Here is a 21,543-nt window from a genome sequence, read left to right as displayed (position 1 = left end):
CACGCACCCGGGTGATCGCGAAAGGGGCTGGTCAGCAATGCCCGAGCCGAGGAACTGGCAGCTCGCGGCGGGCTCCGCCGCCCTCGGTCTGGCCGTGGCCGCCACGGCGGTGACCCTGGCCGGCCCCTGGGACTCGGGCCAGCGTACGGCCGAGCGGACCCGTGCCGCCGCCCCCGCGACGGGTGGCGCACGTCACGCCCCGCACCCCGCCCCCGCCGCACCCCGGCGCCCCGCGCCCGCCCCGAGCGCCCCCGGGGTCCTCACCGCCCCCGCCGGACGCCCCGCCGCCGGACGCCCCGCCGACCTCGCCGCCGTCCTCGCCCCCCTCCTCGCCGACCCCGGCCTCGGTCCCCTCCGCACCGCCTCCGTCGTGGACACCGCCACCGGACGGCAGCTCTACGGGGAGGGCGCCGCCACCCCCATGACCCCCGCCTCCACCGTCAAGATCGCGACCACCGCCGCCGCGCTCTCCGCCCTCGGCCCCGACCACCGCATCCCCACCACCGTCACCGCCACCGCCGACGGGAAGACCGTCACCCTCACGGGCGGCGGCGACCCCACCCTCGACCCCGCCCGTCTGCGCGCCCTCGCCACCGACACCGCCCGCGCCCTCGGGGCCCGCGGCCGCGCCGCCGTACGCCTCGCCTACGACACGAGCCTCTACCCGGGCCCCCGCCTCCACCCCATCGGCCCCAACGAGAACATCGCCCCCGTCACCGCCCTCATGACCCGCGGCGGACGCCTCGACGACAGCGCCACCGGACCCGCGCCCCGGGGCGACGACCCGGCCCGCGACACCGCCACCGCCTTCGCCGCCCTCCTCACCCGCGCCGGCGTCCGGGTCACCGGCGACCCCGCCCCCGGCCGCGCCCCCGGAACCGCCCCCCTCGCCCGCACGTACTCCGCCCCCCTCGCCGACCTCGTCGAACGCACCCTCACCAACAGCGACAACGACCTCGCCGAAGCCCTCGCCCGGCAGACCGCCCTCGCCCACGGCCTCCCCGCGAGCTTCGACGGCGCCGGAAAGGCCGTGCGCGACGAACTCGCGAAGCTCGGCCTCCCCGTCACCGGAACCCGCTTCGCCGACGGCAGCGGCCTCGACCGCCGCGACCGCGTCACCGCCGCCCTCCTCACCGCGCTCCTCACCCGAGCGGCCGACCCGGCCCGCCCCGTCCTGCGCCCCCTCCTCACCGGCCTGCCCGTCGGCGGCTTCACCGGCACCCTCGCCGACCGCTTCGACACCGCTCCCACCGCCTCCGGAGCCGGACTCGTCCGCGCCAAGACCGGCACCCTCACCGGCGTCAACACGCTCGCCGGAACCGTCGTCGCCCCCGACGGCCGCCTCCTCGCCTTCGCCTTCCTCGCGGGCCGCACCCCCTCCCCCCACGAGGCGCAACCCGCCCTCGACCGGCTCTCCGCCGCCCTCGCCGGCCCGGACCGGCCGTAGGGCGCGTGTCGAAAGTCCCGTCCGCCCGGCGGCGCCCGGCACGCACTCCCCCGTAGCCCTTCGGGCACGGGGGTGCCCCCAGCGGTGTTGTCGGGACCGCCCCGATGCATCCGGTACCGGGGCGGCCCTCCGCCGTGCGCTCGCACGCACCGGACACCGCCGGGCCCGCCCTCCGGGCGGACGACGCCCCTTTCGGCACACGCCCCGGGACGCACCCGGCGGACCGCGCCCGACGTGCCCCGCCCCGACCGAACCGAACACGTACCGAACGGGCGCCGGGGCCGTACGGTTGACGCATGACGAGCATCGGTGGAGCAGGCACATCCGGGATGGTCGACTGGAACCTCGCGGTCGCGACCGCGACCCGCCTCGTGCGGCCCGGACCCGACATCGGCCGCGACGAGGCCCGCGAGGTCGTCGCCGAACTCCGCGGGCACGCCAAGGCGTCGGAGCAACACGTCCGCGCCTACACCCGGATGATCCCCGAAGGCCACGAACCCCCCGACACCCCCGTCCTCGTGGTCGACCGCACGGGCTGGATCAAGGCCAACGTCGCCGGCTTCCGCGAACTCCTCACCCCCCTCCTCGGCAAGATGAGGGAACGCCGCTCCACCGTCCCCGGCAGCGCCGTCCTCGGCGCCGTCGGCGGCAAGGTCACCGGCGTCGAACTCGGCGTCCTGCTGTCCTTCCTCGCCTCCCGCATCCTCGGCCAGTACGAGACCTTCGCCCCCGCCACCCGCGACCTCCCCGGCGGCGACTCCGGCGGCGGACGCCTCCTCCTCGTCGCCCCCAACATCGTCCACGTGGAACGCGAACTCGACGTCTCCCCCCACGACTTCCGGCTCTGGGTCAGCCTCCACGAGGAGACCCACCGCACCCAGTTCACCGCCGTCCCCTGGCTCCGCGACCACCTCAGGGGCGAAATCCAGTCGTTCCTCGCCGCCACCGACATCGACCCCGGCACCTTCGTCGAACGCCTCCGCGACGCCGCCCAGGCCCTCGTCGGCGGCCGCCCCGAAGGCGAGGAGGACGACCCCTCCCCCTCCCTCGTCGAACTCGTCCAGACCCCGGAACAGCGCGAGATCCTCGCCCGCCTCACCGCCGTCATGTCCCTCCTCGAAGGCCACGCCGACCACGTCATGGACGGCGTCGGCCCCCAGGTGGTCCCCTCCGTCGCCGAGATCCGCGAGAAGTTCCAGGCCAGGCGCGCCCAGGGCGCCTCCCGCCTCGACCTCGCCCTCCGCAAACTCCTCGGCCTCGACGCCAAGCTCCGCCAGTACCGCGACGGCGAACGCTTCGTCACCGCCGTCGTGAACCAGGTCGGCACCGACGGCTTCAACCGCGTCTGGACCTCCCCCAACACGCTCCCCACCAAGGCCGAGATCGCCGCCCCCGCCGACTGGATCGCCCGGGTCCACGGCAGGACGGACTCCTGAGGCGGAAGGGACGGACGGCACGACGACCGCGGGAGGAACGCGCCCGGACGCCCCCCAATCACCCGTCCGAGGGACCCTGCCCCCGGGGCGAGGCGTGCAATGCTCGGTCGACGGGCGGGTTTCTGTCACCATCGACGCACTCTGAGTGACCGAACCCCCCCTTCCGACCGTTAAGACTCCGACCGAGGCACCCCACCCCATCACGAAGGGCACCGGACATGGGTCCCCATCCTGCGGTCGCGGCGATACGCCTGGCGGTCCGCCGCGTACTCCACGACATCCTCGCCGAGCACCAGACCGACCCCGCCCCCGCACCCGGCGCGCACACCCCCCTCGTGCTCGTCGCCTGCTCCGGAGGCGCCGACTCCATGGCGCTCGCCTCCGCCCTCGCCTTCGAGGCCCGCAAACTCCCCCTGCGCGCCGGCGGCATCACCGTCGACCACGGCCTCCAGGACGGCTCCGCCACCCGGGCCGCCGAAGTCGCCGAACGCATGACCGCGCTCGGCCTCACCCCCTCCGAGGCCGTCGCCGTCACCGTGGGCCGCGAAGGAGGACCCGAAGCCGCCGCCCGCGACGCCCGCTACGCCGCCCTCGACGCCGCCGCCGAACGCCACGGCGCCGCCGCCGTCCTCCTCGGCCACACCCGCGACGACCAGGCCGAGACCGTCCTCCTCGGCCTCGCCCGCGGCTCCGGAATCCGCTCCCTCGCCGGCATGGCCGCCGTCTCCGGCGCCACCGGCCGCTACCGCCGCCCCTTCCTCCGGCTCGACCGCCAGACCGTCCGCAAGGCGTGCGTCGCACAGGAACTCGCCGTCTGGGACGACCCCCACAACAGCGACCCCGCCTACACCCGCTCCCGCCTCCGCCACGAGGGCCTCCCCGCCCTGGAGAAGGCCCTCGGCAAAGGCGTCGTCGAGGCCCTCGCCCGCACGGCCCGGCTCTCCCGCGACGACGCCGACGCCCTCGACACCTGGGCCGCCGACGCCGAGACCGCCGTACGCGACGAAGCGGGCGCCCTGGAGTGCGCCAAACTCTCCGGACTGCCCCCCGCCGTACGCCGCCGCGTCCTGCGCCGGGCCGTCATCGCCGAGGGCGCCCCCGCGGGCTCCCTCTTCGCGCGCCACATCGAAGAAGTCGACCGGCTCGTCACCGGCTGGCGCGGCCAGGGCGCCATCAACCTGCCCGGCCGCGTCGAAGCCCGCCGCCAGGGTGGCAGACTGGTCATCCGGCAAGGCTGACGCACGCTGCAACGAAAGTGACCCGGGTGAACGAGAAGGACATGGGCACCGACCTCCAGTCGGTGCTCATCACCAAGGAAGAGATCGACGCCAAGCTGGCAGAGCTGGCCGCGAAGATCGACACGGAATACGCGGGCAAGGACCTGCTCATCGTCGGCGTCCTCAAGGGCGCCGTGATGGTGATGGCGGACCTGGCCCGCGCCCTGTCCACCCCCGTCACCATGGACTGGATGGCCGTCTCCTCCTACGGCGCGGGCACCCAGTCCTCCGGCGTCGTCCGCATCCTCAAGGACCTCGACACCGACATCAAGGGCAAGCACGTCCTGATCGTCGAGGACATCATCGACTCCGGCCTCACCCTGTCCTGGCTCCTGTCGAACCTCGGCTCGCGCGAACCCGCCTCCCTGGAGGTGTGCACCCTCCTGCGCAAGCCCGAAGCCGCCAAGGTCGCCATCGACGTCCGGTGGATCGGCTTCGACATCCCCAACGAGTTCGTCGTCGGCTACGGACTCGACTACGCGGAGAAGTACCGGAACCTCCCCTTCGTCGGCACCCTCGCCCCCCACGTCTACGGCGGCTGATCCCACGGCCGCACGGGGAACCCGCACCGCCTTCCCACCGTTGAACCACGGGAAGGCGGTCGCGGGCGACGATGCTGAGGTACCGTCCGAAGAACAGCTTTTTCACACAGCAGCTCACACAGCAGCATTTTCCTACGGGCAGGAGGGACGGAGCGTCATCGCTCCGTATGGATGGACGTGAAGCGATACTTCCGTGGGCCGGTCATGTGGATCGTGCTGGCCGTCCTCGCCGTGGTCGTGCTGATGCAGGTCGTCGGCTCGTCCGAGGGCTACAAGACGGTGGACACCGGCCAGGTCGTCCAGGCGATCGACAAGAACCAGGTCAAGCAGGCAAAGATCACCACCGGTGACGAGCAGCTCATCAAGATCGAGCTCGTCGACGGCCAGAAGATCGACAAGAGCGACAAGATCCAGGCCAGCTACATCGGCAGCCAGGGCGTCGCCCTCGCCGACAAGCTCCAGGACAAGTTCGAGGCCGGACAGATCGAGAAGGGCTACACCGTCTCCCCGACGAAGCAGTCGCCCTTCGTCTCGATCCTGCTCTCCCTCCTCCCCTTCGTCCTCATCGTGGTCGTCTTCCTCTTCCTGATGAACCAGATGCAGGGCGGCGGCTCCCGCGTCATGCAGTTCGGCAAGTCCAAGGCGAAGCTCATCACCAAGGACACGCCGAAGACCACCTTCGCCGACGTCGCGGGCTCGGACGAGGCCGTCGAGGAACTCCACGAGATCAAGGAATTCCTCCAGGAACCCGCCAAGTTCCAGGCCGTCGGCGCCAAGATCCCCAAGGGCGTCCTGCTCTACGGCCCCCCCGGAACCGGCAAGACGCTCCTCGCGCGCGCCGTCGCCGGCGAGGCCGGGGTGCCGTTCTACTCGATCTCCGGCTCCGACTTCGTCGAGATGTTCGTCGGCGTCGGCGCCTCCCGGGTCCGCGACCTCTTCGAGCAGGCCAAGGCCAACGCACCCGCCATCGTCTTCGTCGACGAGATCGACGCCGTCGGACGCCACCGCGGCGCCGGCCTCGGCGGCGGCCACGACGAGCGCGAGCAGACCCTCAACCAGCTCCTGGTCGAGATGGACGGCTTCGACGTCAAGGGCGGCGTCATCCTGATCGCCGCCACCAACCGGCCCGACATCCTCGACCCGGCGCTCCTGCGCCCCGGCCGCTTCGACCGGCAGATCGCCGTCGACCGCCCGGACATGCTGGGCCGCCTGGAGATCCTCAAGGTCCACCAGAAGGGCAAGCCGGTCGCCCCGGACGTCGACCTCGGCGCCGTCGCCCGCCGCACCCCCGGCTTCACCGGAGCGGACCTCTCCAACGTCCTCAACGAGGCGGCGCTCCTCACCGCCCGCGGCGGTCACAAGCTGATCGACAACAAGGCGCTGGACGAGGCGATCGACCGCGTGGTCGCGGGCCCGCAGAAGCGGACCCGCATCATGTCGGACAAGGAGAAGAAGATCACCGCGTACCACGAGGGCGGCCACGCCCTGGTCGCGGCGGCCTCGCCCAACTCCGACCCCGTCCACAAGATCACCATCCTGTCCCGCGGCCGCGCCCTGGGCTACACGATGGTCCTGCCGGACGAGGACAAGTACTCGACCACCCGCAACGAGATGCTCGACCAGCTCGCGTACATGCTGGGCGGCCGCGCGGCCGAGGAACTGGTCTTCCACGACCCGACCACGGGCGCCGCGAACGACATCGAGAAGGCCACCGCCACGGCCCGCGCGATGGTCACCCAGTACGGCATGACCGAGCGGCTCGGCGCCATCAAGTTCGGCGGCGACAACACCGAGCCCTTCCTCGGCCGTGAGATGGCGCACCAGCGCGACTACTCGGAAGAGGTCGCCGCGCTGGTGGACGAAGAGGTCAAGAAGCTCATCGAGACCGCGCACAACGAGGCGTGGGAGATCCTGGTCGAGAACCGCGACGTCCTCGACAACCTGGTCCTCGCCCTCCTGGAGAAGGAGACGCTGGGCAAGGAGGAGATCGCCGAGATCTTCCGCCCCATCGTGAAGCGCCCGGCCCGCCCGGCGTGGACCGGCTCGTCCCGCCGCACCCCCTCCACGCGCCCGCCGGTCCTCTCCCCCAAGGAGCTGGCCCTGACGAACAGCGCGAACGGCTCGTCCACCCAGGTGGAGACCACCAAGGGCATCGACATCGCCCCGGTGGACCCCCCGTCCCCGGAGGACTGACCGCCCGGCGGACCCGGAATGAACGCCGCGCCCTCCCAGGTTCTAGCCTGGGAGGGCGCGGCATTTCGCGCATCGGTTCATACGGAACGAGGCACAGATGACCGACCCGGTGACGCTGGACGGCGAGAGCACGATCGGCGTGTACGACGAGAAGCGCGCCGAGAACGCCGTGCGGGAGCTCCTCCTCGCGGTCGGCGAGAACCCGGACCGCGAGGGTCTGCGGGAGACGCCGGCGCGGGTGGCGCGGGCGTACAGGGAGCTGTTCGCGGGGCTGTGGCAGAAGCCCGAGGACGTGCTGACGACGACGTTCGACCTGGGGCACGACGAGATGGTCCTGGTGAAGGACATCGAACTGATGGCCACCTGTGAGCATCATTTGCTCCCGTTCCACGGCGTGGCTCACATCGGCTACATCCCGGCGGAATCGGGCAAGATCACGGGCCTGTCCAAGCTGGCGCGCCTCGTCGACGTCTTCGCCCGCCGTCCGCAGGTGCAGGAGCGCCTGACGACGCAGATCGCGGACTCCCTCATGGAGATCCTGGAGGCGCGCGGCGCGATCGTCGTCATCGAGGCCGAGCACATGTGCATGTCCCTGCGCGGGGTCCGCAAGCCGGGCGCGAAGACGACGACCTCGGCGGTGCGCGGACAGCTGCGCAACGCCACCACGCGCGCCGAGGCCATGTCCCTGATACTGGCTCGCCGGTAGCGGGAGCCCCGGTGGGGGTCAGGCCGCCGAGGGCCGGTCGTCGTCCTCGTCGTCCGGGAGCCTGCAGACGCGCTCCAGGAAGAGGGCGGCGGCGATGACGCCGAGGCCCGCCAGGACCGCGAGGGCCGCGTAGAGGGCCTGGTCGCGGCGGGCCGGGACGTCGAGGAAGCCGAGGAGGAAGACGCCCGTGCCGCCGTACATGCCGGCGACGAGGGCGACGACCAGGGCGCTGGCCTGGCCGAAGACCACCGCGCGGGCCGCCATCAGGGGTTCGATGCCCTTGGCGCCGGGCCGGCGCTCGCGCTGGGCCCTGAGACGGGCGCGGATCGAGAGGGCGGTCGCGGTGAGGACGACGGCGATCACGGCGAGGACGACCGGCGCGGCGACCGGCACGCTCGGCAGGGTGCCGACCGAGTCCCAGAGGCGGGCGCCGCCCCAGGAGAGGACGCCGGCCGCCAGGAACAGCCCGGCGAGCACCTTGAGCCGCAGTTGTTTCACCGGGTGTCCTTCGTGTGGTCGAGGTCGGTCTGCCCCGAGCCTAACGACTATTCGGGCAGTCGGAGTTCCAGGTCGGCACGGACGGTGACGCCCTCGCGGCCCACGGTGTCGAGGAGGCCGGCGACCGGGCCGTGGCCGGGGAGCAGGGCCCCCGGGTCCACGTCGTGCCAGGGAGCGAGGACGAAGGCGCGCTGGTGGGCGCGGGGGTGCGGGAGGGTGAGGGCGGGGTCGTCGGAGACCACGTCCGCGTACGCGACGATGTCCACGTCGAGGGTGCGCGCGCCCCAGCGTTCCTCGCGGGCGCGGTGGAACGCCTCCTCGACGGCGTGGGCGCGCTCCAGGAGGGAGGAGGGCGGCAGGGTCGTCTTCACGAGGGCGACGGCGTTGAGGTACGGGGGCTGGGAGCCGGGCTCGACGCCCCAGGGCTCCGTCTCGTACACGGGGGAGACGGCCTTGACCCGGAGGCCGGGGGTGTCGGCGAGGGCGTCGAGGGCCCCCTGGAGGGTCTCCAGGCGGTTGCCGAGGTTGCCGCCGAGGGCGATGACGGCGCGGCGGGGGTTGGAGAGGGTGGTGTCGGCGGCGTCGACGGTCTCCACGACGGAGGCCGGCACGGGCTGGACGGTGGGGTCGCTCTGCGTCGCTTTCATCGTCGGCTCCGGGTGATCGTGACGGTGACGTCGTCGAAGGGAACGGTGATGGGCGCGTCCGGCTTGTGGACGACGACCTCCACCTCCTGTACCCCGGTGTGGTCCAGGCATCGCTGGGCGATGCGTTCGGCGAGGGTTTCGATGAGGTCGACGGGCTCGCCCCGGACGATCTCCACGACCTCTTCGGCGACGATCCCGTAGTGCACGGTCTTCGTGAGGTCGTCCTCGGCGGCGGCGGGACGGGTGTCCAGGCCGAGGACCAGGTCCACGATGAAGGTCTGTCCCTCCTCGCGCTCCTTGGGGAAGACGCCGTGGTGGCCCCGGGCCTTGAGGCCGCGCAGCGCGACACGATCCACGCGAATCACTCCTGCTGTCGTAGTTCGGGTGGCCACGCAGCCGGGTGCGGACGGCCGGGTGTCCAGCGTCGAATCTACCCGCGGGGACCGAGAGGGGGTGCCCGTGGGGGGCGGGGGACGGGTGGGGCCGCCGGTCAGAGGGGTGGTCCGGCGTCGTCGGGGGCGGGTTCACCGGTGTCCGGGCCGGTGGTCTCGGCGAGGACGGGGGAGGCGTGGTGGGACCAGAGGCGCCAGCCGTCGGGGGTGCGGCGGAAGACGTTGGTGGCGACGACGAGCTGGCCGACGAGGGGGCCCAGGTCGTCGCCGTCCTCGGCGGGGCCGCCGCTGAGGATGTTCTCGGTGCAGGTGACGAGGGCGGTGTCGCCGGCCGGGGAGATCCGGAGGTCGGTGAGGAAGAACTGGATGTACTCGGTGTTCGCCATGATCAGGGCGTAGGAGCGGAGCACTTCGCCGCGGCCGGTGAGGACGGGCCAGCCGGGGTGGACGCAGGTGACGGGGGTGCCGTCGGCGAGCCAGAGGTCGGAGAGGGTCTCGAAGTCGCCGTTCTCGAGTGCTTCGTAGAAGGCGGTGTTGGCGGCTTCGACGGCTGTTTCGTCCGTGGTGGGGGTCATCCGGCTCCTTCGACGGCGCGGGCGACCCGTACGGCGTCGGCGGTGGCGCGGACCTCGTGGACGCGGACGGCCCAGGCGCCCGCGTGGGCGGCGAGGGCGGAGACGGCGGCGGTGGCGGCGTCGCGTTCGCGGGCGGGGGGCGGGGCGGCGCCCCCGTCGGCGAGGACGTGGCCGAGGAACCGTTTCCGCGAGGCGGCGACGAGGAGGGGGCGGCCGAGGGCGCGCAGGGCGGGGAGGTGGGCGACGAGGGCCAGGTCGTGCGGGGCGTGTTTGGCGAAGCCGAGTCCGGGGTCGATCACGACGCGCTCGGGGTCGATGCCGCCGGCGACGACGGTCTCCAGGCGGACGCGGAGTTCGTCGACGACCTCGGCGACGACGTCCCGGTAGACGGCGAGGCGGTTCATGTCCTGGCTGAAGCCGCGCCAGTGCATGACGACGAAGGGGACCTCGGCGGCGGCGACGGCGGGGACCATGGCGGGGTCGGCGAGGCCGCCGCTGACGTCGTTGACGAGGGTGGCGCCCGCTTCGACGGCGCGGGCGGCGACGCGGGCGCGCATGGTGTCGACGGAGACGGTGACGCCTTCGGCGGCGAGACCGCGGACGACGGGGACGACCCGGCGGAGCTCTTCCTCCTCGTCCACGCGGGTGGCGCCGGGGCGGGTGGACTCGCCGCCGACGTCGACCAGGTCGGCGCCCTGCGCGACGAGGTCGAGGCCGCGTTTGACGGCGGTCGTGGTGTCGAACCAGCGGCCGCCGTCGGAGAAGGAGTCGGGGGTCACGTTGACCACGCCCATGACCGCGCAGCGGTCCCACTCCGGCAGGCCCCGGGCCGTGCCCCGGTCGGTCGTCGTACGCATGGTTCCAGCGTAGGGCCTGCCGGGGCGGGGCTCAGGCGGCGTGGACGCCCCGCTCGGCCGGGCCGGGGGTGAGGTGGGCGCAGGGGCGGGGGGCCCGGGCGGGGCGCCGGCGGGCGAAGGGGCGGGGCAGGGAGAGGTTCACGAAGCCTTCGGCCTGCATGGCGGCGAAGCCGATGCGGGGGAGGTCGCGGCTGGTGCGGTAGACGACGAAGCGGGGTTCCCAGCGGGGCTGGAACTTGGCGTTGAACTTGTAGAGCGACTCGATCTGGAACCAGCGGGAGAGGAAGACGAGGAGTCCGCGCCAGAGGCGCAGGACGGGGCCGGCGCCGATCTTCTCGCCGCGGGCGAGGGCGGCGCGGAACATGGCGAAGTTGAGGGAGACGCGCGCGATGCCGAGACCGGGGGACGCCTGGAGGGCGGCGACGATCAGGAGCTCGTTCATGCCGGGGTCGGCGGTGCGGTCGCGGCGCATGAGCTCCAGGGACATGCCGTCGGGGCCCCAGGGGACGAAGTGGATGATCGCCTTGAGGTCGCCGTAGGGGGAGTCCGTGCCGTCGTCGTCCTTCTTGTGGGCGGTCGCTATCACCGCCTCGCCGTCGCCGGGGGCGCCGATGCGGCCGAGGGCCATGGAGAAGCCGCGTTCGGTGTCGGTGCCGCGCCAGGCGGCGGCGGCCTGGCGGACGCGTTCGAGTTCCTCGGGGTCGAGGTCGCGGACCCGGCGGACCCGGGTGGTGTAGCCGTTGCGTTCGATGCGCTTGACCATCTGGCGGACGTTGCGCATGGCCCTGCCGGAGAGGGAGAAGTCCTCGACGTCGACCACCGCCTCGTCGCCGAGTTCGAGGGCGTCGAGGCCGGTCTCGCGGGTCCAGACCTGGCCGCCGGTCTCGGAGCAGCCCATGACGGCGGGGGTCCAGGAGTGGATCTTGGCCTCGTCCATGAACCGTTCGATGGCGCCGGGCCACGCCTCGACGTCGCCGATGGGGTCGCCGCTGGCGAGCATGACGCCGGAGACGACGCGGTAGCAGACGGCGGCCTTGCCGCTGGGGGAGAAGATGACGCCCTTGTCGCGGCGGAGGGCGAAGTGGCCGAGGGAGTCGCGGCCGCCGTGCTGGGCGAGGAGGGTGCGCAGCCGCGCCTCGTCGTCGTCGGTGAGGCGGGCGGCGGGGTGCTCGGGGCGGAAGGCCAGGTAGATGGTGGTGAGGGCGGTGAGCATGCCGAGGGCGCCGAGGGAGTAGCCGACGGTCCAGTCGACGCCGTGGGTGTATTCGACGGGGCCCTCGAAGCCGAAGAGTCCGTACAGGACGTGTTCGAGGCGGTCGGTGAGGCTGGGGCTGCCGAGGACGCGGCGCGGGTGGGCGCTGACGATGACGAGGCCGAGGGCGAGGGACCCGGCTCCCATGACGACGAAGTTGGCGAGGGCGCGCCAGCGGCTGCGGGGGTCGGGGAGGGCGGCGAACTCGCCGCGGTGGCGCAGCAGGAGGGTGAGGAGCGCGACGGAGAGGAGGGCGCCGAGGACGGAGTGGCGCCAGACGAACTGGGCGGCGGCGCCGAGGGGGAGGAGGACGACGGCGGCGCGCCAGGCGCGGCGTTTGTGCCGCTTGAGGCCGTGGGCGAGGAGCAGGAGGAGGACGCCGACGCTCAGGGAGAGGGCGGCGGAGAGGGGGCCGAGGGTGCCGGGGAGGACTTCGGCGAGGGCGTGGACGCGGCTGACGCGGAAGCGGGGGAAGACGCCGGCGGCGATGTCGATGAGGCCGATGAGGGTGCAGGCCGTGCCGACGAGGGAGGGGACCTTCGCGGGCCGGGGGCCGCGGAGAATCCGGCGTACGCGGGTCGGAACCGATCCTGCTTTGTCCCCATCTACCGTGACAGACATGGCTTCCCGTGCTTCTCGTGGTCCTGCGCGGCGTTTTTCGGTCCCGGTCGGTTCCCGCGGTGGTCTCGGCGGGCCGTCCCGGCCGGTGCGCCTTCTAGGACGGCGCCGCGGGGGGCCGGGTTCATCGGTGTACGGGAAAATATCGGAAAGAAGGCTCGGTCGGCTCATGGGACTCACCAGTACCAAGGTCCTCGTGTTGGCCGTCGTGGTGGCGGTGGCGCTGTTCGTGGCCACGGTGTGGCTGTGGCCGCGGCTGGCGCGCGGTGGGTGGCGCGCGGTCGTGGGCCGGGTGGGACTGCTGTTCGTGACCCAGGTGGCCCTGTTCGCGGCGGTGGGTCTGGCGGCGAACCGGTCGTTCCTCTTCTACGGCTCGTGGGCGGACCTGTTCGGGCAGGAGCAGGAGCCGGGTGTGGTGGTGGACCACGCGGGCGGCTCGAAGGACGTGCGGGTGGTGGGGACGCAGGCGCTGGACGTGCCGGGCGCGGGGCGCCCGGAGGTGGGCGGGCAGATCCAGAAGGTCGTGGTGGCGGGGGAGCGGTCGGGGATCGTCTCGTCGGCGTACGTGTACCTGCCGCCGGAGTACTTCCAGGCGCGGTACGCGAAGCGGACCTTTCCGGCGTCGGTGGTGCTCACGGGGTACCCGGGGACGGCGGAGAACCTGATCAAGGGGCTGAAGTACCCGCGGACGGCGTACCTCCAGGCGAAGGAGGGACGGATGCAGCCGATGGTCCTGGTCATGCTGCGTCCGACGGTGGCGCCGCCGAGGGACACCGAGTGCCTGGACGTGCCCGGGGGGCCGAGGACGGAGACGTTCTTCGTGGACGATCTGCCGAAGGCGGTCTCGGAGGCGTACCGGGTGGGGACGGAGCCCCGGAACTGGGGGTTCATGGGGAACTCGACGGGCGGGTACTGCGCGCTGAAGTTCGCGTTGCACCGTCCGGACCGGTTCGCGGCGGGGGCGGGCTTCTCGGCGTACTACCGGGCGGCGGAGGACGTGACGACCGGTGACCTCTTCCGGGGGGACGACGGGCTGCGCAAGCGGTCGGACCTGCTGTGGAGCCTGGACCACCTGCCGCAGGGGAGGTCGTCGTTCCTGGTGACGACGTCGCAGCGGGGCGAGGACAACCTGAGGGCGACGAAGGAGTTCATCCGGAAGGTGAAGAGGCCGGCGCGGGTCTCGTCGATCGTTCTGGAGAGCGGCGGCCACAACTTCAACACGTGGAACCGGGAGATTCCGGCGGGGCTGGTGTGGATGGGCCGCCGGCTCAGCGCGACCTGAGGCGCGGGGCGGGGCCCGCCGCCCGCGACCGGCCCGGCACCGGGCCGTGGTGCCGGGGGCCGTCCGCTCCCGCGGGCCGCCGGGTGCCGTTCCGGCCGGTCGGGGGGCCGGCGGTCGGGGGGCGGTGTCCCGGGGCAGGGGTTCCGCTCACGCGGGCGGGGCCGGGGCCGGTTCCCGCCCCGGGGCGGGGGTGGCCCGGCGCAGGGCGCGGTGGACGCCGGCGGGGGTGAGGACGCCGAGGGGGCGGCCGTCGGCGCCGGTGACCGTGAGGCGGCCGGCGTCGTGCTGGAGGAGCGCGGCGAGCGCCTCCTTGAGGGGGGTGCCGAGGGGGACGGGGGCGGGGGCGCCGTTCTCGCCGCCGGAAGACCCCTGGGCGGGGTCCCCGGCGGGTACGGGGTCGAGGTCGGCCTCGGTGACCGGGGTGACGGCCAGCCGCTTGAGCCCCCGGTCGCTGCCGACGAAGTCCGCCACGTACGGGGTGGCGGGGGCGCCGAGGACGGTGGCGGGGGTGTCGAACTGTTCGATGCGGCCCTGTCCGTAGACGGCCATGCGGTCGCCCATGCGGACGGCCTCCTCGATGTCGTGGGTGACGAGGAGGACGGTCTTGCGGACGGTGGCCTGGAGGGCGAGGAACTCGTTCTGGAGGCGTTCGCGGACCACGGGGTCGACGGCGCCGAAGGGCTCGTCCATGAGGAGGACGGGCGGGTCGGCGGCGAGGGCGCGGGCGACGCCGACGCGCTGGCGCTGGCCGCCGGAGAGCTGGGCGGGGTAGCGGGGGCCGTGGACGGCGGGGTCGAGGCCGACGAGTTCGAGGAGTTCGGCGGCGCGCGCGCGTGCGGCGGACTTCTTCCAGCCGAGGAGGGCGGGGACGGTCGCGGTGTTGTCGAGGACGGTCCGGTGGGGGAAGAGCCCGACCTGCTGGATGACGTAGCCGATCTTGCGGCGCAGGGCGACGGGGTCGACGCCGGCGACGTCCTCGCCGTCGACGAGGACGCGGCCCGAGGTCGGCTCGACGAGCCGGTTCACCATCATCATCGTGGTCGTCTTGCCGCAGCCGGACGGGCCCACCAGGGTGACGAGTTCGCCCTCGGCGACCTCGAAGGAGAGGCCGTCCACGGCGGTGGTGCCGTCGGCGTACCGCTTGGTCACGTGCTCGAACCGGATCATGGTTCCCCATTCTGTCCCCCCGGTGCCGGGGGTGTGTGAAGGGCGTGTTGCCGCCTTGTGGCGGTCCCGGGGGATTGTCGGTGCCGGGGGCTAGTGTCGTCCCACGTGTCGTCAGGGGCGCGTGGGGGTAGGCGGGATTCCGGGGGGAGGGCCGATGGGCGAGCCGAACTGTCTGGTCACGAACGACTGGATCTGCGGGGAGTACCTCCGCACGCGGAGCGGGGAGTTGACGGGGGCGCTGCTCCAGCACGTGGGGATCACGGTGGCGTCCGTGCTGATCGCGCTCGTCGTCGCGGTGCCGCTCGCGCTGCTCGTCCGGGCCAGGCCCCGGTTCGCGGGGCCGGTGCTCGGACTGACCACCCTGCTCTACACGGTGCCGTCGCTCGCGATGTTCTCGCTGCTGCTGCCGTTCTTCGGACTCTCGGCGGCGCTCGTGGTGACCGGTCTCGTGCTGTACGCCCTGACGATCCTCGTGCGGAACGCGCTGGCGGGGCTCGCCGCGGTGCCGGCCGAGACGCGGGAGGCGGCCCGGGGCATGGGGTACGGCTCGCTGCGGATGCTCTGGTCGGTCGAACTGCCGCTGGCGCTGCCGGTCCTGATGGCCGGGGTGCGGATGGCGACGGTCTCCACGGTCGCGCTGACGACGATCGGGTCGGTCGTCGGGCGCGGGGGGCTGGGCAATCTGATCGAGGACGCGCTGCCGTCCTTCTTCAAGGCGCAGGTCCTCGCCGCGTCGGTGCTGTGCGTGCTGCTCGCCGTCGTCGCCGACCTGCTGCTCCTGGGACTCCAGAGGCTGCTGACGCCGTGGACCCGGGTGCGGGCCGTGCCGGGAGGAGACTGAGATGGGGGCCGTGACGGACGCCTGGGGCTGGCTCACCACCGGCGCGCACTGGACGGGCGAGGGCGGCATCGGGCAGCGGCTCGCGGAGCACGTGTACGTGAGCGGGGTGTCGCTCCTGATCGCCGGGGCGGTCGCGCTGCCGCTGGGCCTGTGGCTGGGCCACCTGGGGCGGGGCGGGGCGCTCGCGGTGAACGTGTCCAACGCGGGGCGGGCGGTGCCCGTCTTCGCGGTGCTCGCCCTGTTCATGGTGTCGCCCCTGCGGAACGCCGGGTACGTGCCGACCGTGGTGGCCCTGGTGCTGTTCGCGGTGCCCCCGCTGCTCACCAACGCGTACGTGGGGGTGCGGGAGGTGGACCCGGCGGCGGTGCGGGCCGCGCGGGGCATGGGGATGACGGGGGGCCAGCTCTTCCTGCGGGTCGAACTCCCGCTGGCCCGGCCGGTGATCATGACGGGCGTCCGCTCGGCCGCGGTCCAGGTGGTCGCCACGGCGACGGTCGCGGCCATGGTCGGCCAGGGCGGCCTGGGCCGGATCATCACGACGGGGTTCGCCACGTACGACACGGGGCAGGTGGTGGCGGGCGCCGTGCTCGTGGCCCTGCTCGCCCTCCTGGTGGAGGGGGCGCTCGTGGGCGCGGACCGGCTCCTGGCGGGACCGGTGCCGGGCGCGGAGCGCGGAACGGCCCGGCGGCGCGCCCGTCCGCCCCTCGCGGAGCCGGAGAAGCCGGGGGCGTGAAGCCCCGGACGGCCGGAGTCCCGGGCGACCGGGCAGCCGAAGACCTGAAGAACCGAAGACCTGAAGAACCGAAACAACCGAACAACCGAGCAACCGAGCAACCGAACAACCGAAGAAGCCGACTGGATGGGTGATCTCGTGAACAGGGTCTCGCGTATCGCGGGCGCGCTGCTGGGTACGGCGGCGCTGACCGCCGCCCTCGCGGCGTGCGGCGGTGACAGCCTGGAGGACGGCAGGAAGAAGGCCCCGGGGGGTTCCGGCGACGGCTCCAAGGGGTCGCTGGTCGTGGGCGCGGCCGCCTTCACGGAGTCCAAGGTCCTCGCCGAGCTGTACGCCCAGGTGCTGCGGGGCGCCGGGTACTCCGTGTCCGTCACCACCGTGAAGAACCGCGAACTGTACGAACCCTCCCTGGAGAGCGGCGAGATCGACGTCGTACCGGAATACGCGGCGACGATCGCGGAATTCCTCAACGCGAAGGCGAACGGGCCGAAGGCGCCCGAGGAGAAGCCGGTCGCCTCGGGCGACGCGAAGGCCACGGTGGAGGCGTTGCGGAAGCTCGCCGAGCCGCGCGGTCTGAAGGTGCTCGCGGTCGGGGAGGCGGTCGACCAGAACGCCTTCGCGGTGTCGAGGGAATTCGCCGACAAGAACGGCCTGAAGACCCTTTCGGATCTCGGTGCCGCCAAGCTGAAGGTGAAGATCGCGGCCGGTGACGAATGCGCGGTGCGCCCCTTCTGCGCGCCCGGTCTGAAGAAGGCGTACGGGATCGACGTGGCCGGGATCGACCCCAAGGGCGTCGGTACCCCGCAGGCCAAGCAGGCCGTCAAGGACGGGGTGGACCAGCTGGTCCTGACGACCACCACGGACGCCACGGTGGAGAGTTACGGCCTGGTCTTCCTCACCGACGACAAGAAGCTCCAGAACGCCGACAACGTGCTGCCCGTGGTCAACGCCCGGGACGCCGGTTCTCCCGCGATAGCCGCCGCCCTCGACGGGGTCACCAAGGTGCTGACCACAGTGGATCTCGCCGAACTCAACCGCAGGGTGGATGCCGAGCGCGCGAAGCCGCAGGATGTCGCCGAGGAGTATCTGACGAAGAAGGGGCTGCTCAAGAAGTAGGCGCCGGAGCGGGGGAGTCGGCCCGAAACGGAACCGGAACGACTGATATCCACTTCCGGTGACGAGAAGTGGCCAAGAGATTGCCGGGCCGACCCCCCACAAGGCGCCTACGCACGGTAAATTTCAGGCCATGCCACGTGGACGCCACCGCCATTCCCCGCCTCTGCACAAGCTGCTGCCGCCCTCCGCGGTCGCCGGCACCGCGGTCGTGTGCGCCGCGGTCGCCTGGCTGCCCGGCGACCTGACGGTCGTACGGCTGCTCGCGGCCGCGTCGGCGGCCGCCGCCGTCACCGGTGCCGTCCTCATGCGCGGCTGGGACCGGAGCGCCGGACTGCGGGTCGCCGAACTCTCCCGGGCGCGCGCCGCCGACCAGTGGAAGGCCGAGGAACGGGTCGCCGAACTGGAGTCCGACCTGGAGGAGGCCCGCGCGCTGCGCGCCCGCCTCGACGCCAAGCTGCGCGCCAAGCGCGTGGAACTCGCCGGACTGCGCGGCGAGCACGCCGACCTGCTCCGCCGGTACGCCACCGCCGAGACCGAGCGGGCCAGCGCCCTGGAGGGCCGCCGCGTCCTCGCCCTGGAGGCCCACGGCTCGTCCGGCTCGTCCGGCGGGGGGCCCGGGGCGCTGCCGCCCGGCGGCTCCACGCCCACTCCGGAGACGTTCCGCCGCGCCGCCGGGGCGCTCCGCGACCTCTCCCGCAACGCGGCCGCCCAGCAGGCCCGCCGCACCACCGAGGCGGCCCGCGCCCGTGACCTCGCCGAGCGCGCCGGGGAGACGGAGGAGCAGCGGGGGAAGCACGCGGCGGACGCCGGAACCGGGCAGGGCGTCCGTCCGGCCGCCCTCGCGCTCCCGCCCGCCGGCACCGTCGGCGTGCCCGTCGCGGCCGCGATCGTCCCGTACACCGCCCGCAGGTCCGTCCCGCGCCCCGAGGGGGGCTTCGACTTCTTCGGCACGCAGAAGACGGCGGACGCCATCGAGGCGGTGCGGAACACGGACCTCGCCGACGTCGTGGGCGAGGAGGTGCTGGCCGCGGGCCCCGTGCCCGGCGCCCCGTCCCTCACCCCGGTCGCCGCCCCCGCCGTCCCCCGCAGCCCGGCGCCGCCCCGGACGATCGGCCAGGTCATCGACCTGACCGCGCACGACGAGACGGAACAGCTCGACCTGGCGGAGCTGCGCGGGGCCGTGAACTCGTGACGCACCGCCTCACCGCCTTCCCCGCCGGTGAGGCCGTCCGCCGCCGGGACGAACTCCTCGACCTGTGCGGCCGGGCCTTCGGCGGCGCCCCCTGGCACGAACCGCCGTCCGGCACCGTACGGACCGTGGAGCGGCTGCTCGGTTCGGCGGTCGGGCGGCCCGACTTCCGGGCCGTCGCCGCGTTCGGGCCCGAGGGCGCGCTGCGGGGGTTCGCGGCGGGCTGGACCGACACCCTCCTGACCGGCCGGGAGCCCGCCTTCGAACTCGCCGAACTCGTCGTCGCCCCCGCCCACCAGGGCGCCGGCCTCGGGCGGGCCCTCCACGACGCGCTCCTCACGGGCCTGGCCCCCGGGTCCCGGCTCCTGATGACCCTGGACGTGCCGGAACTGACGAAACGGTACGAACGCTGGGGCTGGTCCGTCACCGACCGGCGGACGACCGGCACGCCGGGTCGCGCGTACGCCGTGATGCGCCGCGAGGACTGAGCGGCGGGACGGTCGCCGCTCGTCTACTTGTCGATGTCGCCGACGACGAAGAAGAGCGAACCCAGGATCGCCACCATGTCCGCGACGAGCGTCCCCGGCAGCAGCTCGGACAGCACCTGGACGTTGTTGAACGAGGCGGACCGCAGCTTGAGCCGGTAGGGCGTCTTCTCGCCCTTCGACACCAGGTAGTAGCCGTTCACGCCGAGCGGGTTCTCGGTCCACGCGTACGTGTGGCCCTCCGGCGCCTTGAGCACCTTCGGCAGCCGCTGGTTGACCGGACCCGGCGGCAGCTCCTCCATCCGGTCCAGGCAGGCGTCCGCCAGGTCCAGGGAGTTGTGCGTCTGTTCGAGCAGGCACTCGAAGCGGGCCAGGCAGTCGCCCTCCCGCCGCACCGCGACCCGCAGGACGTCCCCCAGCTCCCCGTACGCGAGGTACGGCTCGTCCCGCCGCAGGTCGAAGTCGACGCCCGAGGCGCGGGCGACGGGCCCCGACACCCCGTAGGAGTGGACCGCCGCCTCCGACAGGACCCCGATCCCGCGCGTACGGCCCCGGAAGATCTCGTTGCCGAGGACGAGCCGGTCGTACACGTCCATCCGCGACCGCACGTCCGCGACGGCCCGCCGCGTCCGCTCCGTCCACCCGGCGGGCAGGTCCTCCTTGAGGCCGCCGACCCGGTTGAACATGTAGTGCATCCGCCCGCCGGACGCCTCCTCCATCACGGCCTGGAGCTCCTCGCGCTCCCGGAAGGCGTGGAAGACGGGGGTGATGCCGCCCAGTTCGAGGGGGTACGAGCCGAGGAACATGAGGTGGTTGAGGACCCGGTTCAGCTCGGCGAGGAGCGTACGGGTCCACACCGCGCGCTCCGGGACCTCCATGCCCAGCATCCGCTCGACGGCCATCACCACCCCCAGCTCGCTGGAGAAGGCGGACAGCCAGTCGTGGCGGTTGGCCAGCATGACGATCTGCCGGTAGTCCCGCGCCTCGAAGAGCTTCTCCGCGCCCCGGTGCATGTAGCCGACCACCGGCTCCGCCGACCGGACCACCTCGCCGTCGAGGACCAGCCGGAGCCGGAGCACACCGTGGGTCGAGGGGTGCTGCGGCCCGATGTTCAGCACCATGTCGGTGCTCTCCGCCGCGCCGCCGATTCCGACCGTCGTCTCCGTCATGCGGCCAGTATCCCCCGCACGGGAAACCCCCTACGGCCCGTCCGCCCCCCGCACCCGCCGGGTCAGCCAGAGGAAGTCCCCGAGGCCGCCGCGGGCGGTGAGCTCGGCCGCCGTGCCGGCGGAGGCGAGGGCCCTGACGTACCCGGCGGGGTCGGACGAGGCGAGCGCGAGGGGCGGCCGTTCCCCGGACACCCCGAGCCGCCGCAGCGCCTCGCGCTGGGTGACCAGCTCCACGTCCTCCCCGGCGGCCCCGCCGCAGGCGGCCGCGCACGCGTCGAGGGCCACGTGGGACGTCAGGTCGCAGGAGCCGTCCGGGACCGGGGGCACCTCGCGGCCCGCGCGGAAGCCGGTCAGGGAGCCGAAGGGCGGCCGGGCGCCCCGGAGGTGCGCGTAGTCCACGGCCACCGCGCGGCCCTCCGCGAGCGAGGCCACCGCCGCCGCCCAGGCGTCGTCCCGGGGCCGCCCGATCTCGGCCCTGGCCCCGGGCTCCCGCAGGGGCCACCAGCGCTCCAGCCACTCCGCGTCCGGGCCGGAGACGGGCGCGCCGGGCCGTTCCGTGCCGTCCGGGCGGACCTCCACGTACCGGACCGTGCCCGCCGCGTCCGCCTCGGCGACGTCCACCGGCACGTTGTCGAGCCACTCGTTCGCGAGGAGCAGCCCGCGCGTCCCGCGCGGCAACCGGTCCGTCCACTCCACCCGGGGGTCGAGCCCGGACGGGCGGGCGGCGCGCTCGACCGCGTGCGCCCGCACCGAGAGGCCGCTCCCGGCGACCGCCGCGAGCACCGCCGTGAGCAGCTCCCCGCGCCCCGCGCCCACGTCCACCAGGTCCACCCGGTCCGTCCCCAGCTCCCCGGCGACCTCGCCGAGGAGCCGGGCCACCGCCGCCGCGAAGAGCGGGGAGGCGTGCACCGAGGTCCGGAAGTGCCCCGCGGGCCCCTCGGGACGCAGATAGAACCCCCCGGGGCCGTACAGCGCCCGCTCCGTGGCCGCCCGCCACCCCCGCCACCGACACGTCTCATCCGTCACACGCCCCAGTCTCCACCTCCGGGACTAGGGGCCCGGAGCGGAGGATCGACCCCACGGTTGATCCCCTGCCCGCCTCCTTTGCCTACTCTGGGTGA

At 73.4% G+C, this 21,543-nt stretch carries 21 protein-coding genes; 12 read left to right on the top strand and 9 right to left on the bottom strand.

The genetic code is table 11. The annotated features are described in order from the left end of the window. The first annotated feature begins 37 nt into the window (after positions 1-37). From dacB to folE, 6 genes are all read left to right on the top strand, one after another. On the top strand, positions 38-1,447 hold the full coding sequence (gene dacB, locus ACFYZY_RS08250) for a D-alanyl-D-alanine carboxypeptidase/D-alanyl-D-alanine-endopeptidase (protein WP_388690781.1): 1,410 nt from the start codon (positions 38-40) through the stop codon (positions 1,445-1,447). Positions 1,448-1,743: 296 nt separating this feature from the next. Then, a complete protein-coding gene (locus ACFYZY_RS08245; RefSeq protein WP_388690779.1) occupies positions 1,744-2,883 on the top strand; it encodes a zinc-dependent metalloprotease in 1,140 nt (379 codons plus the stop codon). Positions 2,884-3,101: 218 nt separating this feature from the next. Beyond that, on the top strand, positions 3,102-4,121 hold the full coding sequence (tilS, locus tag ACFYZY_RS08240) for a tRNA lysidine(34) synthetase TilS (protein WP_388690777.1): 1,020 nt from the start codon (positions 3,102-3,104) through the stop codon (positions 4,119-4,121). 41 nt (positions 4,122-4,162) lie between these two features. Then, positions 4,163-4,702, top strand: coding sequence for a hypoxanthine phosphoribosyltransferase (hpt, locus tag ACFYZY_RS08235; RefSeq protein ID WP_388691329.1), 540 nt, complete (start codon positions 4,163-4,165; stop codon positions 4,700-4,702). Between the two features lie 171 nt (positions 4,703-4,873). Beyond that, a complete protein-coding gene (gene ftsH / locus ACFYZY_RS08230; RefSeq protein WP_388690775.1) occupies positions 4,874-6,895 on the top strand; it encodes an ATP-dependent zinc metalloprotease FtsH in 2,022 nt (673 codons plus the stop codon). Positions 6,896-6,992: 97 nt separating this feature from the next. Further along, on the top strand, positions 6,993-7,601 hold the full coding sequence (gene folE, locus ACFYZY_RS08225; RefSeq protein WP_388690773.1) for a GTP cyclohydrolase I FolE: 609 nt from the start codon (positions 6,993-6,995) through the stop codon (positions 7,599-7,601). An 18-nt stretch (positions 7,602-7,619) separates the two neighbouring features. Here folE and ACFYZY_RS08220 read toward each other — a convergent pair whose 3' ends face one another. The 6 genes from ACFYZY_RS08220 to ACFYZY_RS08195 form a co-directional block, all read right to left on the bottom strand. After that, the gene (locus ACFYZY_RS08220; protein ID WP_388690770.1) at positions 7,620-8,099 is read right to left on the bottom strand and encodes a DUF3180 domain-containing protein; all 480 of its coding nucleotides are present in this window, start codon (positions 8,097-8,099) and stop codon (positions 7,620-7,622) included. A gap of 47 nt (positions 8,100-8,146) precedes the next feature. Then, positions 8,147-8,746 carry a 2-amino-4-hydroxy-6-hydroxymethyldihydropteridine diphosphokinase gene (gene folK / locus ACFYZY_RS08215; protein WP_388690769.1) on the bottom strand — a complete coding sequence of 200 codons (600 nt, stop codon included), beginning with the start codon at positions 8,744-8,746 and terminating at the stop codon, positions 8,147-8,149. Then, positions 8,743-9,102, bottom strand: coding sequence for a dihydroneopterin aldolase (folB, locus tag ACFYZY_RS08210; RefSeq protein WP_388690767.1), 360 nt, complete (start codon positions 9,100-9,102; stop codon positions 8,743-8,745). The genes folK and folB overlap by 4 nt, the downstream gene beginning before the upstream one ends. Before the next feature lie 134 nt (positions 9,103-9,236). Then, positions 9,237-9,713, bottom strand: coding sequence for a nuclear transport factor 2 family protein (locus ACFYZY_RS08205; RefSeq protein ID WP_388690765.1), 477 nt, complete (start codon positions 9,711-9,713; stop codon positions 9,237-9,239). Further along, on the bottom strand, positions 9,710-10,570 hold the full coding sequence (folP, locus tag ACFYZY_RS08200) for a dihydropteroate synthase (protein WP_388690764.1): 861 nt from the start codon (positions 10,568-10,570) through the stop codon (positions 9,710-9,712). The genes ACFYZY_RS08205 and folP overlap by 4 nt, the downstream gene beginning before the upstream one ends. A gap of 31 nt (positions 10,571-10,601) precedes the next feature. After that, on the bottom strand, positions 10,602-12,443 hold the full coding sequence (locus tag ACFYZY_RS08195) for a phosphatidylglycerol lysyltransferase domain-containing protein (protein WP_388690761.1): 1,842 nt from the start codon (positions 12,441-12,443) through the stop codon (positions 10,602-10,604). A 166-nt stretch (positions 12,444-12,609) separates the two neighbouring features. Between ACFYZY_RS08195 and ACFYZY_RS08190 the strand changes: the two genes are divergently transcribed. Then, entirely contained in the window at positions 12,610-13,722 is a 1,113-nt protein-coding gene (locus tag ACFYZY_RS08190) for an alpha/beta hydrolase (RefSeq protein WP_388690758.1), read from the top strand. A 147-nt stretch (positions 13,723-13,869) separates the two neighbouring features. On the opposite strand, the gene ACFYZY_RS08185 is transcribed toward ACFYZY_RS08190, so the two are convergent. After that, the gene (locus ACFYZY_RS08185) at positions 13,870-14,889 is read right to left on the bottom strand and encodes an ABC transporter ATP-binding protein (protein ID WP_388690756.1); all 1,020 of its coding nucleotides are present in this window, start codon (positions 14,887-14,889) and stop codon (positions 13,870-13,872) included. A 154-nt stretch (positions 14,890-15,043) separates the two neighbouring features. On the opposite strand from ACFYZY_RS08185, the gene ACFYZY_RS08180 reads away from it, so the two are divergent. The 5 genes from ACFYZY_RS08180 to ACFYZY_RS08160 all read left to right on the top strand — a co-directional run bounded on the left by ACFYZY_RS08180 (position 15,044) and on the right by ACFYZY_RS08160 (position 19,256). Beyond that, positions 15,044-15,730 (top strand): ABC transporter permease, encoded by a 687-nt coding sequence (locus tag ACFYZY_RS08180; RefSeq protein ID WP_388690753.1) that lies wholly within the window; start codon positions 15,044-15,046, stop codon positions 15,728-15,730. 1 nt (position 15,731) lies between these two features. Continuing rightward, a complete protein-coding gene (locus ACFYZY_RS08175) occupies positions 15,732-16,463 on the top strand; it encodes an ABC transporter permease (protein ID WP_388690750.1) in 732 nt (243 codons plus the stop codon). Between the two features lie 126 nt (positions 16,464-16,589). After that, the gene (locus tag ACFYZY_RS08170; protein WP_388690747.1) at positions 16,590-17,579 is read left to right on the top strand and encodes an ABC transporter substrate-binding protein; all 990 of its coding nucleotides are present in this window, start codon (positions 16,590-16,592) and stop codon (positions 17,577-17,579) included. Positions 17,580-17,709: 130 nt separating this feature from the next. After that, positions 17,710-18,771, top strand: a complete 1,062-nt coding sequence (locus ACFYZY_RS08165; RefSeq protein WP_388690745.1) for a hypothetical protein — start codon at positions 17,710-17,712, stop codon at positions 18,769-18,771. Then, on the top strand, positions 18,768-19,256 hold the full coding sequence (locus ACFYZY_RS08160) for a GNAT family N-acetyltransferase (RefSeq protein ID WP_388690743.1): 489 nt from the start codon (positions 18,768-18,770) through the stop codon (positions 19,254-19,256). The genes ACFYZY_RS08165 and ACFYZY_RS08160 overlap by 4 nt, the downstream gene beginning before the upstream one ends. 23 nt (positions 19,257-19,279) lie before the next feature. Here ACFYZY_RS08160 and ACFYZY_RS08155 read toward each other — a convergent pair whose 3' ends face one another. Together ACFYZY_RS08155 and ACFYZY_RS08150 are read right to left on the bottom strand one after the other, a co-directional pair. Next, complete coding sequence (locus tag ACFYZY_RS08155) at positions 19,280-20,422, bottom strand: NADH-quinone oxidoreductase subunit D (RefSeq protein ID WP_388690740.1); 1,143 nt, start codon at positions 20,420-20,422, stop codon at positions 19,280-19,282. Between the two features lie 30 nt (positions 20,423-20,452). Next, positions 20,453-21,448 carry an SAM-dependent methyltransferase gene (locus ACFYZY_RS08150; protein WP_388690737.1) on the bottom strand — a complete coding sequence of 332 codons (996 nt, stop codon included), beginning with the start codon at positions 21,446-21,448 and terminating at the stop codon, positions 20,453-20,455. Positions 21,449-21,543 lie beyond the last annotated feature (95 nt).

Origin of the sequence: Streptomyces sp. NPDC001744, from assembly GCF_042892575.1 — a bacterium.
Lineage (GTDB): Bacteria > Actinomycetota > Actinomycetes > Streptomycetales > Streptomycetaceae > Streptomyces.
Note: the sequence above shows the minus strand (reverse complement) of the source record. Positions and strands in the feature narration are given on the sequence as shown.